This is a genomic window from Bacteroidia bacterium (genome assembly GCA_040880525.1).
Taxonomy (GTDB): domain Bacteria; phylum Bacteroidota; class Bacteroidia; order CAILMK01; family JBBDIG01; genus JBBDIG01.
Window position 1 is genome coordinate 50,113 of the sequence record JBBDIG010000014.1, and the last position, 15,878, is coordinate 65,990.

The following is a 15,878-nucleotide window of genomic DNA, read 5'->3' on the forward strand; positions in this document are numbered from 1 at the left end:
TTTGATGCTGTTGAAGAGAGGTTCATGGCTACTATTTCGGGGAGTCACGCGTTGCGCTATCGCTAAACGCGCGGCAACGGGGGGGTTGGGATATCTGCGCCAGAGTTGATCAGAGCTGCTTACTATTTATTTCACTTCTTCTTGGTTTCTGATGTATGAACTCAACCAAGGGATATAGTTTTCTCCAAATAGGGTCAACCGTTTATTTGATTTACTCCTTGCAATGTCTAAAATCCAAGCTACAAATCGTTTTGTTTCCTCAAATGTTGAACTGTTGTTTTTGCAGTACTTCCAAGGGTTTGCCCCTGAGAGCCATCTGATCCAACTGTATTTCTGGACATGGCAAATTGAGTCGGTGTGATGAATGTTCTTTTCCAACCAATTTTTGTTATTGCCGTCCTTTAATTCTTTAATAGGGTTTCTGTTGAAGCCTATAATTCCTTTGACAATAAATATTGGATGTCGAAGTTGGTTATGGCAAATCAAAGTCTCATCCAGGTGTTTAAAGTTCTTCTCCGTGTCAAGAATTATTTGTCGGCTAATTGAAGACTTTACCTCAATAACTGCCAAAACTGACTCCAAAGGGTAAACTCCTAAATTGCTGTTCTTTATCATCGGAGGTAATATCCTGTTGTCGTAAAGAATAACGTCTATTTGGTGGCTTTGATTTCCGTAAGAGTCCACAATAATTCCAGTTCCAATACCAAATTGTTCAGTTATAAAATTTGAGAGAAGTTCATTCAGAAATAGTTCTCTTATTTCTCCCTTGTTGAGTTTATGACGAAGTTCTTTAGTTGAAATCACCCTCTCGTAAAAGCCCTTAATTAAGGCTGTCGAGTAATCTTTTATGATAGTGCTCTTTTTCATTAAAATTGGCGTTAAGCGTTCGAAACAAGCCACCCTACCGCACCACCACCTTCTTCATCACCACGCTATCGGCATCGGCAATCCTAACCATGTAAACCCCAGGCTCCCATTGGGCTACGTCCAGTTTTGTCACTTGAAGCGGGGCGGTTGGGCCGAGCACGGTACGGTATACCACTTTACCGTTCATATCAACCACGTCAATTCCGGTGAGGCCCTGGGTTGCTGATGCATTCCACAGATACACGAAATCTGAGGCAGGGACGGGGAACAGTTTCCAGCCGTCATCTTTATCCTTGTCATCTATGCCAAGAGGTTCGCCATCCTGCACGATCTCGATTTTGTAGGGCGAGTTGGACGCATCGGTTGCGCCAATGGTTATTTCGCCATTGCGGATGGTGCCTGCATTGTTTTCATAATCCAGTATCAACATGCCATCATTTTGGCCGGGAGCGCCCGAAACGACCGTGACCCAATCTGGTTTTTCCGTGATGTTCCAGTCAAGCATTCCGCCACCAATGTTGCTGACGTAAACGGTGTCAGTGCCTGCGGGCCGGCCCCACATTACCATAAAGCGTGATGTGGCAATTTCAGGCTTTGCCGTGTTCTCATAAAAAAGCGTGTCCTCCACCGTACCATCATTGCCCTGGTCCAGTTTGATCCAGACTTTGGCGGTTTTCAGGCTGTCTTTGTTGGGAATAATGATGTGGCGGCTGTTAGCATCCAAAGGCACAGCCACCGTGGAAAAAACGGAACGGCCATCATTGTCCAATTTCGTCACCATCAGGTCGTAAGTCTTTGTGCCACCGCTATTCACCACCGTTAGTTCGCCATTTTCCCTGCTTACGCTAAGGGCTTCGGCCTGCTTGAGCTTTACGTTCCCAAGCGAATAAGTGGTCTCCGTGGCCCCGGGAACAATGGTTTTCAATTCGAATGTCTTTTCCGTGGCATCTGGATTTTGCACTTCAAACGCATCATCAATTTTGAATTCGTCCGTTTCAGTGCCCACGGCTCCAGTACGCAGGTAGGCGTAGCGTGCCGCATCTCGCACCGCATAGAGCCGGACGGTATCACTTTCAGGATGTTGGAGGCTGACCTGGTGCTCGCCAACATCAAGATGGTAGCCATAAGGCCGCGAAACCTTGCCATTGTACCTCCATAGCGGGAAAGTATTCGTAGTTGAATCCTGCACCACACGGCCCTGGTAAAAGCCTGTGCTGTCCACTTGGTCGGAAACGATTAGCAGGTCTGCCGAGGCCGAGGGGTAGAGTACGTGTGGCACCGTGGCTTTTTTGTTGGTGGGTGCAATGGCATCATCCAGATAAGCAGAAGAGGCCAGGCTGATGAACATGCCTGAGCTGTTGTTTCCCCATTCAACGGCTGTCCCTGAGGTGTTCAATGTGGCTTCGTAGTACCATTTGCCCAGGCGCGTATGTACTTTGACTTTCCGTGTGGAATCGCCCGGAAAATTGGAATCATAAATCCATATCCATTCAATGTCCGGATCATTTTCGTCTTCTGTTATTTTGTAAGGAAGCAGGCTATGGCCGCCACCAGGATCCTGAAGATTGGAATTAAAGATTACCAAATTGTAGTTCTCGCCATCTTCCTGCATGCGCTCCTTGAGGATTTCCAGCGTTTGGTTGGCGGATGTCCAGCGGTTTGATCTTTCAAAATCAATGTCTTGCTCCGAATACTGGTAGGTCATCATGTGGTTTACCACGCGTCTGCGGGCATCAGAAAGGGCGTTTTTGTAAAGTTCATTGTCCGTTTCCTGTTTATAAGTAAACTTGTTGTTGTAGCCCTTCAGTGTGTCATAAGCCAGGATGGCCGAAGTGGAAAAGCCATAACATGAGCCTCCCCAATCACCAGAAATTGCCTGCCACAATTCCAGCGCCTCCTGCCTGATTTGGGGGACGCTTGAGTTGGTGTAGCAGTAGCTTTCGCCAAAAACCTCAACAAAAAGCGGCCAGTCGGGAAACATGGACGAAGGATAGGTCCAGGTCTTTTCGAAAGCCCGGCCAGGCCCACGGTAGGGATCGTACTGACTGTATCTGAACTGTTGCCACCAGCTTTGAGGCCACATGTTCGCTGCGCTGTTGCTGAAGTTCCAGCCGTGGGTTTGGGGCCTGAAGCGTATGTCAATGGGCTGTTGCGTAAAACCATGCGTGTTGCCACTGCCATCGGTATAATAGCCCACTACCTCAAATGAATTGTTGACGCCCTGGGGCTGCACCGTGGTGGCGCCAAGATGCGAAAGGTCAATCTCCTCAAAAGTGTAGCGGCCCTTCCCGCCCATGTCATGGATGAAGCCTTTGGTCCGCTGAAAATCGCCTACTACCACGAGGCTGTCGTTCATGCCCATGAAGCGCGTTTTAATATTCCCTGCCCCTGATTGGTCCACCAGGGTGAAGTTTTGGCCACCCGTCCACAAAAACCCGTAGTACTTGGCACCGTCAATAATGAACCCGCAAACCTCTCCTGACTTTGCCAAACCGTGCCCGTATGTCGGGAATTTATTCGCATTTTTCGTATAGAACCGCGTTTGTGTGGTGCCATCCGGGTTGCCGATATAAAACACCCGGTTCAGCCCTGTGCGGTAGTTCCCCACAATGGTCGAGTCGTCACGAACACCTTCCAGGGTGATGTAGTCAACCCCAGAGAGGAGCACCATGTCCCCATCCGTAGGTTTGGATAAGAGCTTGGTGTTGATATCATAAAAGAACCCGTGGGTCTCAGAAATCCCCACGTTGGTAAACGTGCCCGCCATAATAGACTTATTGTTAATGTGGGTAGCCTTAGTCCAGGCCGCGCCCGGCATGTCAAAGGTCAGGGTTTGGTTCGAGCGCAAATTGTGGTAAAAGGCATGGGTGCCTTGCCCGTCCTCAAAATAGCCCACCATCTCACCGTTGTCGTTAATGTCCATGATGAAGGTATTGGTGGCGCCATCAATATCAAATTGTTTGAGTTCCTCCTGACCAGAAACGGCCAGTGCGAAGAAAAGGGGCAGAATGTACAAAAGCTGTTTCATAAAACACACGTATTTACTTGATGAAAAATGATTTGGAATTGAAAGCGCCAAATTAAGAAAAAGCTCGATAGTAGCGGCTTGAAGTCCATCTTTTGCCATGCCCTGTTTCCCTGGAAACAAGAGCCATTTTTAATTTGCTTTTTTGCGGAATTCGTGAAGTTTTAAAATGTATATTGTGCCGTGGCAATATCCATAACTTATAGACTCAGTTATCTACAGAAAGCGCCTGAACACCAGCCGTTCAAAATGTATTTTATGAAAGTCGTTTTACACATAGCCATTCTTCTAATTGTCGCTAACCCTCTTGCAGCCCAGGTTACCGGATATGTGAAAGACAGCAAAGCCAGGCAACCCATTCCGTACGTGAATATTTGGGTGGAAAACGAGAATGTAGGAACGAGTGCAGATGCACAGGGAAATTTTACCCTGCCTGCAATAGATAGTACGAAGAGGCTGGTCTTTTCTGCGATGGGCTATGAAACCAGGAAAGTTTCTTTAAGCCGGGGCATTGATACCGTCTATCTCCAATTCAAAGCCATTCAACTTGCTGAGGCTGTTTTCATACCTAAAAGAGGAATCTCTGAAAGGACGATTGGAAATATTGATAAAAAGGACGTTGATGTTTATTTCTCTACTCAAAATAAGCCGTGGATTTTAGCGAAGTCCTTTCCCTATTCGGATGATTATAAAGAAACCCCTTATCTTAATTCAATTAGAATAATTACGAAGAGTGAAATAAAAAATGCCAAATTCAACGTCAGGCTCTACTCAGCAGGCGAAGGGGGCGAGCCCGTGGAATATATCTACAATGACACCATTCCAGGTTATGCGAAAAAAGGAAAAAGAATTACTGAAGTTGATTTATCCAATTTAGCAATACAATTTCCGGATGACGGTTTTTTCGTAGCCATAGAATGCCTGATCATAGAAGAAAACAGGCATGAAAGCAAGGGGACTGAAATTGCGCTTGATGGCCCCGTCACGAAAAAGAAAATCTGGAAACGGTATCAGCCTTCAATTGGCTCAATGTATCGTGAGACGGATGAAAATACCTGGTATTACAGCAAGGGAAATTGGAGAAGGGGGATGCAAATGAATATAAGAAAGTTCAACCCTGAATATGCTGAGAAGACCAGGAAAATCGAAGGTATGTATGCCGTGATTCCGATGGAGTTGGTACTGACGGATTGAGCAGACCTTACAATTTCATATCCGGCTCATCGAACTTTTAACAGCATATGCATACAGCTACTTCCCCTGTTTGTTTAGTCAGCTAAACGATGGCAAGCGTTCAACCTAATGTAAGTTGAACATTGCGGTCGCTTCTTTTCCGTTCCATATCAGTCCTCCGGATTCAGAGATTATTTCAAATCCGCTTTGATAAGTGTATTAACTTCATATATTTGTCTGAAGCTATGAATACATAGTCCTTTTAACTTTCTCAAATTAATTACTATGAACAAAGGAGATTTAATCAATCGCATTGCTGACGATGCGGAAATTTCAAAGGCAGAAGCACAGAACGTGCTGAACATTTTCACGAATTCTATTTCTGACAGCCTCAAAGGCGGAGACAAGGTAACGCTCGTAGGCTTTGGCACTTTCTCGGTTACTGACCGTGCCGCCCGGAAAGGCAGAAACCCACAAACCGGAAAAGAGATTGACATTCCGGCCAGAAAGGTTGTCAAATTCAAAGCTGGCAAGGATCTGACAGATTCGCTCTAAGCACTGAAATTGTTCCCTTTATGGGCTTTACCAAGCCACAACCTCTTTGTCCTTTCAGGATGAAGAGGTTTTTTTATGCCTTTTCACAAATGCACGGAGGCAGAATTACCCTTCGCTGAATGCACCTCATCTTTACCCCACCATCCGGCCTTCCCCATTCACCAAAATTTAGTTCCATCCATTCCCGCTTTCCCGGGAGAATACGGTGCCGGTTATGGAATAAATTCTTTCTCTACATCCATCATTTTATAAGCGCGTCATTTAGGGCTTCCGGGGGCGAAACAAGGAAAGGATCGTACACAATACATTCGCCTTTTTCCACTTCCCGGATGCGCTCCCGCTTATAGAATTATGCTTGATTCCGGCCTGCTTCCTATCGTATCTTACTTTAAGAGAACGGGATCTGAGAAGAATTTTTTCATCAATACTTAAATACCATCGTCATGAAAACGCACCACATCACTTATGTCAAACCTGCTTTGTTCATCCTTTTATTGATCTCCAGTATGGGACTCACCTTTTCGCCCTGGGCCTTTACCGCGCTGAAGGGCGATTTTCTGGAGGAAATTGTGTCGAAGTTGCGGGTATTTACTGCTGAATCAGATCCGGAGAGGGTATATGTGCATTTGGATAAAAGTCTGTACAAGCCGGGAGAATCGCTTTGGTATACAGCCTACGTCCGTAGCGCCACAGATATGACCCCTACCCGGAAGAGCGGGGTCGTCCATGTGGAATTGCATAATCCAGCAGGCGGAATTGATCAAAAGCATTCGCTGATTCTGAGGGATGGAATGGCAAGAGGTGATTTCTTTATTGAAGAGGAAAAGCCGGGAGGCATCTATAAAGTGAAAGCGTACACGGCCTGGCAGAAAAATGATACACTGACACCTTTATTCGAGAAAGAAATTCAGGTGCAGAAAGTGGTGTTGCCGCGGCTGAAGATGAAGCTTAATTTTCCGGAAAAGGGATATGGGCCGGGCCAAAAGGTTACGGCAGAATTATCATTGGAAACTATTGAAAACACGCCCCTCGGAAATTATGATGTAAAGTGGCTCGTGAAACTGGATAATAAGAAGTACCTGGAAAAAGCTGCCCAAACCAATGCCCAGGGAAAGCTGCAACTGGAATTCAACTTACCCAAAAACCTGAAGTCGGCTGATGGCCTGCTGAATGTGATGCTGGATTATCAGGGACAAGCGGAAGCCATTTCCCGTTCCATGCCCATCACCCTGAATCGTGTCAACCTCACATTTTATCCGGAGGGTGGCGACTGCATCACCGGGCTGCCTTCGCGAATTGCATTTAAAGCTGTGGATGAGCATGGAAAACCTGTGAATGCAGCAGGGAAAATATATGATGGTGATGGGAATGAAGTCACAGGGTTTAGCAACTATCATCATGGAATGGGCGCATTTGAACTGACACCCGGTAAAGGAACTTATTATTATGCCCGCCTCAGTGCTCCGGCAGGTATTGATTCTCAGTATGTATTGCCGCTCCCGGCCTATGATGGGTTCACCGTGCAGGCTTCCTTGCCTGAAAATGAGGTAGTACACTTTTCAATATTTGCGCATTATCCGGAAACTATTTCCGTGGTGGGCCAGATGAGAGGCAAACCACTCTTTGCCACTCAGATGAATATTAAGGCAGGTGAAAATCAATTGCGCGTTCCGGTAGGGAATTTCCCGATGGGAGTGGCGCAATTCACTTTTTTTGATTCATATAATGATCCTATGGCTGAGCGGCTGGTTTTTGTGAGCGATGAGCGGAAGATGAAGGTTGAGATCAGCACCGATAAAGAAAAGTATATGCCCAGGGAAAAGGTGACCATGCGCATTAAAACGATCGATGAGCACGGCAAGCCGGTAAAAGCCGGCCTATCACTGGCCGTGGTTGATGATAAATTGTTCAGCTATGCTGACGACAAAAGCGGCACGCTCCTGAGCCGTATGCTGCTGGAACCGGAAGTAAAAGGAAAGGTGGAAGAACCCAATTTCTATTTTGATCATAATGAAGAAAAATCCGTTCAGGCGCGCGATTATCTGTTGATGACGCAGGGCTGGCGCAGGTTTACCTGGAAGGAGATCCGTAAGCTGGAAATGCCGGAACCAAAGTTTGCAGCAGAGCGCACGGAATTTAGCGGGCAGGTGCAGGACTACCTTACTGGCCGTCCGTTGCCCAACGTGAAAATAACAGCTACAGGAAGTGACCGAACCTGGAAATCGGATCGCAAAGGTTACTTCGCTGTTTCGGGTATTCCGTTGTACGAATCTCCGGTGGCGCTCACTTTTGAATACGAAGGCATGAAACAGGAATTTCGCTGTAGTCGCTATTTGCAGGACATGAATGTACGATTTATGGTTGAGAAAATTCCGGGAGTTTTTGCCAGCCAGGATGGAAAAGGACGGATCATAGGAAGAGTATTAGATGCACAATCCAGGGAACCGGTCATGTTTGCCAATGTGGTTTTGGAAAAGGATGGTGTGCAACTCTCCGGAAGCGCTACCGATCTTGAAGGCTACTTTTATTTCACTACTGATGCCACTGGTACTTTAAATATCAGGACCAGCTATGTTGGCTACCAACCTTTCAGATTAGTTTATACCAGGCACCATCCGCAGCAGACACAAAATGTCGGGGAAATCAAACTCAATGCTTCGGCCGTAGAACTCAGAGAGGTAATGGTGATGGAATATGTAAAACCTCTGATCGAAATAGACGCAACTACTGTGGCAGAAACCATAACCAAAGAGGAGATTAAGGCACTGCCTACCCGCAGTGTGAATCAAGCAACTGCGATGGCAACAGGCGTAATAAATCCAAACGTAAGAGGCGCACGTGCCGCTGCAACTGAATATTACGTAGATGGAATGAAGGTGCGGGAACTGGCGGTGCCGCAATCCTCCATCGAAAACCTCGCAGTGATTACCGGAGGGCTGTCTGCCGAATTCGGAAATTATGAATCGCTAAATGATCAGGGCATTACAAAGGATAAACGGACAGCGCGGATAGATCTCGATAAAACAGTAAGATCAGATCAACGGCTTTTAAATATCAATGAAAATCGAATTGCCTCAGAGGATGAAGCCAGGGTATTATATTACCGTGCCCGGGAATTCCCTGAAATTCGATATCAAACCACCAGGGTAACCGGTTCCCGCCATGATTTTCGCAGCACCATTTACTGGAATGGGGAGATCATTACTTCAAAGGATGGTGAGGCTGAAGTGGAGTTTTATAATTCGGATGCTGTTACGAGCTTCCGGGCTGTGGCCGAGGGGTTTGCCAATAACGGATTAGTGGGGCGAGCCGAGAAAACTTACTTTTCGCAGATGCCTTTTTCGTTATCATTGAAAGTACCGCCAACCGTGTTAGTGGGTGACGAATTGCGGATTCCGGTAACGCTGGCCAACAATACGGATGAAGCGCTGGCAGGTAATTTCTCGCTTACGCTGCCAAAAAGCTGGAGCGTCACCAAGCCTTTGCAAAAAGTTCAAACCATACCGGCAGGCAGCGCCAAAACGCTCTGGATGGATATCCGTGTTTTGAACCATACTGGAACAGAAAATCTGGAAGTAGCCTTTGATCATCCGGCATTTGCGGATAGTTATCGCGAGCGCGTCACCACGATGAGCCGTGGTTTTCCGCGAACATTGTCCTATTCTGCCCAGGTGATGGAAAAATTCCTTGAACTGGATATTAACGATCCGATGGAGGAAACAATGCTTATGGAAGTTGCGGCTTATCCGAGTATTGCGGATCAATTGCTACAGGGTGTGGAAAGCATGCTTCGTGAGCCGCACGGCTGTTTCGAGCAGACTTCATCTTCTGTTTATCCCAATATCCTGGTGCTGGACTACCTGCGTGAGAGCGGCACATTGCAGCCGGATGTAGAGAAAAAAGCCCTTGCACTGCTGGATAAAGGTTATAAGCGCCTCATCACATTTGAAACCCAAAAGAAAGGATATGATTGGTTTGGAAAAGCGCCCGGCCATCAGGCACTTACGGCTTATGGCTTAATGGAATTTAATGATATGGCACAGGTATATGGTGGTGTTTCTGAAGCCATGGTTTCGCGCACAGCCGGATGGCTCATGAACGAACGCGATGGAAAAGGGGGATTTGCGAGGAACAGCCGACAACTAGATGGATTTGGAGGAGCGGACAATGACATAACCAACGCCTACATTGTAAATGCTCTTACCCAGGCAGGTTACCGCAATATCAGCCGCGAAATTGAATCTGTCGCAAAAGCAGCATTCAAAAGCAAAGATCCGTATCAGCTTGCGCTCGTGGCGCCCGTGTTGCGCAAAACCGGCTCTTCTGAAGATGCCGATAATATGCTGGCGCAACTGGTGATGCAGCAGCAGCCGGACGGAAGTTGGATTGGGGCCAGCCGCTCCATCACAAATTCGTCCGGTAGGAACCTGGCACTGGAGACGACTGCTCTTGCACTTTTGGCGATTCTCGAACAGCCGAAGAACAGGCATCAGGAAATCCGCTCAGCCGTGAATTTTATTATGGAAAATCGCTCCGGGTATGGCGGATTTGGCTCCACGCAGGCTACCATCCTTTGTCTGAAAGCACTAACCTCTTACACCCGATTCGCCAAACGCACGAAAGAGCCGGGGACGCTCACGGTGATGGTCAATGGAAAGAAAGCCGGCCAGACCAGTTGGGAGGCAGACCGCGAAGGCGTGATCAATGTTCAGGACCTTGCTCCATTTTTTAAGAGTGGGAAAAATCGCATTATTATTAAATTTAAAGGAATGAATGAACCCATTCCCTTTTCATTGCTGGCAAAATGGAATGAACCGCTTCCGCCATCTGATTCCGCCTGCCGCCTTGCGCTGGATGTAAAGTTGTCAGCGAAAGTAGCGGAGCATGGGGAAACCGTACGGCTTACCTCCACAATTGCCAATAAAACTTCCGAACCGCTTGCCAGCCCGATTGCCATCATTGGAATCCCTGCCGGCCTCAGCCCACAACCCTGGCAGTTGCGCGAACTGCAGGAAAAAGAGGCTTTTGATTACTACGAAATATGGGATAACAACATTGTATTCTATTTCAGAGGGTTGAACCCGCATGAGATCAAAACTATTCATCTGGATCTGAGAAGTGAAATAAAGGGAAGATTTGAGGGCGAAGCCGCCTCTGCCTATCTCTATTATGACAACGATGCAAAAAGCTGGGCATCAGCCGGTGCAATTACTGTGAGATAAACTTCGTTCTAGTACCGTCCTGAATTGCTAAGCTATTTCAGGTGATTTTTCTCATGTTTTTATGGTTTGGGAGGTTCCGCTCCGGCTTCGGCCAGAGCGGAATTTCTTTTTTGTGGGCTTTCGTTACATGCCTTATTTTGAAAAAAAATTAAACCAACCACAGCGAAGCATTTTCAATTAACGTAGTGCAGTCTCTGGTTTTTCGTTTTATGCAGTTTTCCTTTCCTGTTTATTGAATTATTTTGTCAACCATTAATTCATTAAGCAGTTTTTCTGGTAGCTTAAATTTAAATTGTGCCCCTTTGTAAAACCGCCTTCCCTGTTTATTACCCCATTTTTAAATGTTGAATTTGTATGAATAATAATTTGCGCTCTTTGAAGAAGATCCTGGTGGCGAACCGGGGTGAAATTGCCATCCGCATTTTCCGCGCTGCCGATGAATTACGGCTGACTACAGTGGCTGTTTTTACGTACGAAGACCGCTATTCGCTCCACCGCTACAAGGCAGATGAGGCATATCAGATAGGGAAGGAGGATGAACCGCTGAAGCCATATTTGGACATTGAAGAAATCATCCAGGTAGCGCAGCAAAACGAGGTAGACGCCATCCATCCCGGCTACGGGTTTCTTTCTGAGAATACACAATTTGCCAGGCGTTGCCGTGAAGAAGGGATCATATTCATCGGTCCGGAACCTGAAGTTATGGAGCAGTTGGGCGACAAAATCGCGGCTAAAGTGATTGCCCGTGCTACCGAAGTGCCCAGCATCGAAGACAACAAGGAGGAACTGAGTGATGCAAAAATCGCAATTACAGAAGCCGGCAGGATTGGCTACCCTGTCATCCTGAAAGCTGCGGCTGGCGGGGGAGGCCGGGGGATGCGCATTGTGCGGGAAGAGGAGGAAATGGAAACCGCATTTAATGAGGCGCACCGTGAGGCGAAGCGTGCTTTCGGCATTGACCGCCTTTTCATGGAAAAGTACATTGAATCGCCCAAGCACATTGAGGTGCAGGTTATCGGTGATCAGCATGGGAACCTGATCCATCTTTTTGAACGGGATTGTTCGGTACAGCGCAGATTCCAGAAGGTGGTGGAAATTGCGCCTTGCCCCACCATCAGCGACCAGGCGCGGCAAAAGCTCTACAGTTACGCACTCAAGATCTGCAAACACGTTAATTATACCAATGCCGGCACAGTTGAGTTTTTAATGGATAAGGATGAAAATCTTTATTTTATTGAAGTAAACCCGCGAATCCAGGTTGAACATACTATTACTGAGGAAATCACAGGAATTGATATTGTGCGGCTACAGATCCTGATTGCCAAAGGACACAAACTCACTGATTCTTCCATAGGAATTTTCGACCAGAGCCAGATCAGCAGGATTGGCTATGCCATACAAACCCGCATAACAACGGAAGATCCTGTAAACGAATTCAAGCCCGACTACGGAACGCTCATCGCCTACAGGAATGCAGGTGGATTCGGTATTCGACTCGATGAGGGCAGCACGTACCAGGGCGCGCGCATTTCGCCATTCTTCGATTCTATGCTGGTAAAGGTCTCTTCGCATGGCAATACCCTGGAAGGCGCGGCTGCAAGGCTCTCCCGTACTTTGCGTGAATTTCGCATCCGCGGTGTAAAGACCAATATTCCTTTCCTGCTCAATGTCATTAATCATCCTATTTTTCTTCAGGGAAAGGCCAATGTGAAATTCATCCATCAGCACCCGGAGATCTTTGAGTATGAACGCAAGCGCGACAGCGGGACAAAAGCCCTTCGCTATCTCTCGGAAGTGATCGTAAATGGCAATCCGGATGTGAAATACATAGATCCTGCGGCTCGTTTTCGGCCCGCGGTGGTACCGGAATTCTCCAAAACCGGCCCGTATCCCAAAGGCTCCAAAGACCGGCTGACCGAATTGGGACGCGAAACATTTATCAGTTGGCTGAAGAATGAAAAGGCCGTTCAATATACAGATACCACGTTTCGTGATGCGCATCAATCGCTGCTGGCCACAAGGGTGCGAACCACAGATATGATAAGGGTAGCCGAGGCTTTTGCCAGGAGCCATCCGGAGGTATTTTCTATGGAAGTGTGGGGCGGAGCTACCTTCGATGTAGCCATGCGTTTTCTGCATGAAAATCCCTGGAAAAGATTGCAGTCGTTTCGTGCAGCAATACCCAATATTCTCCTGCAAATGCTCATCAGAAGTTCAAATGCGGTAGGATACACAGCATATCCTGACAATCTCGTGGAGAAGTTCATTGAAAAAGCTGGCGAAGAAGGAATTGACATCTTCCGCATTTTCGATTCGCTGAACTGGACTGAAGCGATGAAAGTGAGCATTAAGGCGGTGCGTGAAAGAACCGGATCGCTGGCAGAGGCATGTATCTGCTACACCGGAAACGTGAGCGATCCTGACGAGAAAAAATACACGCTGCAATACTACCTTGACATGGCGCGGCAACTGGAAGATGAAGGCGCCCATATTCTCTGCATTAAAGATATGGCCGGGCTACTGAAACCCTACAGCGCACAATTGCTTGTGGGTGAGTTGAAGAAAGTGCTGGATATTCCCATTCACCTGCATACACATGATACATCTTCATTGCAGGCGACCACTTATCTTAAAGCCATTGAAGCAGGTGTGGATGCCATTGATGTGGCTCTTGCTTCTATGTCCGGACTCACATCGCAGCCGAGTTTCAATTCTATTGCGGCCATGATGGAACATCACGAAAGGAATAATCCGCTGGATATTCAGAAACTCAACGAATTCAGCAATTACTGGGAAGCCGTGCGGGAGTGGTATTATCCTTTCGAATCGGGACTGAAAGCCGGAACCGCTGAAGTGTATGCGCATGAAATTCCGGGTGGGCAATATTCTAACCTGCGGCCACAGGCCCGTGGGCTCGGACTGGAGGATAAATTTGAGACCATAAAAAAGAACTATGCGGATGTGAATGAGCTTTTTGGAAACATCGTGAAAGTGACGCCATCCTCAAAAGTAGTGGGCGATCTGGCGCTTTTTATGACGGCCAATAACCTCACAAAGCAGGAAGTGCTGGACCGTGGAGAGGAACTATCTTTCCCCGAATCTGTGAAGCAATTTTTTCGTGGGGACCTCGGCCAGCCGCACGGTGGTTTTCCGAAAAAGCTGCAGAAACTTGTGCTGAAAGGAGAGAAGCCCTACACGCAGCGACCCAACGCCCACCTCCAACCAATTGATTTCGACAGCGAATTTGAAAAGTTCCGGAAAAAGTTTCGCTATGCTGACTTCCTCGATTTCCTTTCCTGGCTCTTTTATCCCAAAGTTTTCGAGGCTTATTATGAGCATCTTCAGGAGTACGGAAATGTGGATGCCATTCCCACGCCTGCATTTTTCTATGGACTTCAACCGAATGAAGAAGTGCTTGTGGAAATTGAAAGAGGCAAGATCATTATCATAAAACTGTTGGGCAGGCGCCCGTCAGAAGAAGTGGGATACGAGATTATTACTTTTGAATTGAATGGACAAACCAGACGCATTAACGTCCGCAATCGCTCTATCGAAACGAATAAGAATATCCATGAAAAGGCGAAAAGCGAAAACCAGGTAGGCGCACCGCTGCAGGGGAAACTCAGCGCCATCCTGGTAAAGCCCGGAGATGCGGTAAAGAAAAACACTCCGCTCTTTATTATTGAGGCCATGAAAATGGAAAGCACCATTTCAGCCTCCAAAGCAGGGAAGGTGGTGCGGGTAGTTCTTCCCGAAAGCATCATGGTGGAGCAGGATGATCTTGTACTTGAATTGGAGTAATAGCATTATTCAAGTAAAAAATTAATATTTTAATCCGGTATTTAAATTCAATTAATTATTGATTAAAATTTTGAATAAACTGGTTTGTCATAAAAATTAGAAATTGAATTTTAAATTTTAATTGAGAGATAGAGAAATGATCTGGCAGGAAAGGATGCACTACAACTTAAGCCTGTTTCTTTGAAAAAAATAAACAAACCCGGCAGGTGGGTTTACCAACTGGATTTTTCAGAGGTATATGCCCTGAGTTGTACAATAATGCTTTTGGTTATAGTTTTTCGTTTTAATAAAACAGGCGTATTTTATCTCTTCGAATATTTTGAGAATGACTCGGCTTATTACGAGGCAATGGTAAGTTATTTCAGGTCAGGAAAAATTTTTGAGCGGCTCTCTGATCCATTTGTCTACCGGCCTCTTCTGCCTTTCCTGGCGTCTCTTCTGCCTTTCGATCCATTGACGGCCATAAACCTGATGAATGTCATCTTCCTTTTCCTGTCAGTTTTATTGCTGCAATTGATTTCGGTTCACTTTCGCTTTTCACTGGTTTTGGCCCTGTTAGGAAATTTGTTTTTTGTCCTTTCTTTTCCCTTATTTTATTATGGAACGATTGGGTTGATAGAACCGGGGCTGATCTTTTTGCTGCTGACATCTCTTTATTTCAGCATAAAAGGAAAATTCATTGAGAATATGCTGCTTTTCCTGCCTGGCATTTTAATGAAGGAAACTTTCATTATTGCCTTGCCTGTGCTATGGATTTATATGTACCGGCACCAGGTTTCTGTTAAAAAAGCATTTTTCCTGAATATTGGTATTTTAGCGCTCATAACGGTGTCCATGCTTATTGCCCGCAACTGGTCTCCGGCAGGCGGCCTTTATGTATGGTCATTCCAGCCGCAATTTTTCCTGGATAATGTCAGCCGGTCCAGAACCTGGATCAGCGGATTGCTTGCGCTCGGAATTCCCGGGATCATCAGCCTCCTTGGAATTGCCTGGCAGGGACGCTCATGGCTCATTCAACATTTCCCTTTGTATGCCGGCCTCTTTCTTTCTGTTTTGCTCTTTTTCTATTCTATAATGTCAGCCCATTCTGACGGACGGTTCTTGTGGCTGTCTTATCCCTATACCATTCCGCTCGCACTATTTACGATAAGAGCGTGGAAAGAAAACGCAGCCAACACTCATTGCAACAATAACCTTAGCTGAACCTTAGTGCGCTTCGTGTCTTAGTGGCAAAA

General features: G+C 46.6%; 7 protein-coding genes. 5 read left to right on the forward strand and 2 right to left on the reverse strand.

Annotated features, from left to right (window positions below; genetic code table 11):
* Positions 1 to 126: 126 nt before the first annotated feature.
* Both WD077_02615 and WD077_02620 read right to left on the reverse strand, forming a co-directional pair.
* Positions 127 to 867, reverse strand: a complete 741-nt coding sequence (locus WD077_02615; GenBank protein MEX0966102.1) for a DUF6602 domain-containing protein — start codon at positions 865 to 867, stop codon at positions 127 to 129.
* A gap of 34 nt (positions 868 to 901) precedes the next feature.
* Positions 902 to 3,895: a T9SS type A sorting domain-containing protein gene (locus tag WD077_02620; protein ID MEX0966103.1), complete on the reverse strand. Its 2,994-nt coding sequence runs from the start codon at positions 3,893 to 3,895 to the stop codon at positions 902 to 904.
* 255 nt (positions 3,896 to 4,150) lie between these two features.
* Here WD077_02620 and WD077_02625 point away from each other — a divergent pair, with 255 nt between their 5' ends.
* The 5 genes from WD077_02625 to WD077_02645 all read left to right on the forward strand — a co-directional run bounded on the left by WD077_02625 (position 4,151) and on the right by WD077_02645 (position 15,846).
* On the forward strand, positions 4,151 to 5,086 hold the full coding sequence (locus tag WD077_02625; protein ID MEX0966104.1) for a carboxypeptidase-like regulatory domain-containing protein: 936 nt from the start codon (positions 4,151 to 4,153) through the stop codon (positions 5,084 to 5,086).
* A 264-nt stretch (positions 5,087 to 5,350) separates the two neighbouring features.
* Entirely contained in the window at positions 5,351 to 5,620 is a 270-nt protein-coding gene (locus tag WD077_02630) for an HU family DNA-binding protein (protein ID MEX0966105.1), read from the forward strand.
* A 443-nt stretch (positions 5,621 to 6,063) separates the two neighbouring features.
* Entirely contained in the window at positions 6,064 to 10,842 is a 4,779-nt protein-coding gene (locus WD077_02635; protein MEX0966106.1) for a carboxypeptidase-like regulatory domain-containing protein, read from the forward strand.
* Between the two features lie 354 nt (positions 10,843 to 11,196).
* Positions 11,197 to 14,643: a pyruvate carboxylase gene (locus tag WD077_02640; protein MEX0966107.1), complete on the forward strand. Its 3,447-nt coding sequence runs from the start codon at positions 11,197 to 11,199 to the stop codon at positions 14,641 to 14,643.
* Positions 14,644 to 14,823: 180 nt separating this feature from the next.
* Positions 14,824 to 15,846, forward strand: coding sequence for a hypothetical protein (locus tag WD077_02645; protein MEX0966108.1), 1,023 nt, complete (start codon positions 14,824 to 14,826; stop codon positions 15,844 to 15,846).
* Positions 15,847 to 15,878: the final 32 nt, after the last annotated feature.